The sequence below is a fragment of the Acidovorax sp. KPB24-03 genome (assembly GCF_057546605.1).
The window spans coordinates 1-832 of record NZ_BAAJYR010000810.1 but is presented as its reverse complement, the minus strand read 5'-3'; the positions used below and the strand labels follow the sequence as shown (position 1 = coordinate 832).

Genomic DNA, 832 nt, shown 5'->3' with positions numbered 1-832 from the left:
GGGCGGCGGCCTCGACCAGCTCCAGGGCTGTGGGTGGGCACCAGCGTGGATGCGCGACGGCCGCCCGGGCGCGTGGCCCGATCGCCCGCGCGCTGCAGCAGCCGCGCGATGCCCTTGGCCGAGCCGATCTGCAGCACGCGCTCCACGGGCAGGAAGTCCACGCCCAGGTCCAGGCTGGAGGTGCACACCACCGCCCGCAGCCGCCCGGCCTTGAGCCCGGCCTCGACCCATTCGCGCACGCCGCGGTCCAGCGAGCCGTGGTGGATGGCCAGCTCGCCCGCCCAGTCGGGCCGCGCATCGAGAATGGCCTTGTACCAGACCTCGGCCTGCGAGCGCACGTTGACGAAGACCAGCGTGGTGCGCGTGCCGGCCAGCTCGCGCACCACGGCGGGCAGCATCGACAGGCCCAGGTGGCCGGCCCACGAAAAGCGCTCGGGGTGGTCGGGCAGCAGCGTGTCCACCACCAGGCGCTTGTCCACCCGGCCCTGCACCAGCACGCCCTCTGTGGAGCCGCCGCCCTGCCGACCGGGCGGCTGGCCCAGCAGCGTGTGCATGGCTTCCTCCAGGTTGCCGAGCGTGGCCGACATGCCCCACACGCGCAGCGCCGGGTTCCAGCCCTGCAGCCGGGCGATGGCCAGCTGCACCTGCACCCCGCGCTTGTTGCCCAGCAACTCGTGCCATTCGTCGGCCACCACCAGTTGCACGGACGACAGCACCTCGCGCGCATCGCCCCGCGCCAGCAGCAGCGACAGGCTCTCGGGCGTGGTCACCAGCACCGTGGGCAGGCGCCGCGACTGCGCGCTGCGCTCGCCGCTGGCGGTATCGCCCGTGC

The 832-nt window shown here is 74.2% G+C and carries 1 pseudogene; it reads right to left on the bottom strand.

The features are described from left to right. A pseudogene (locus AC27KI_RS26155) lies at window positions 1-832 on the bottom strand (DEAD/DEAH box helicase); the annotation flags it as partial.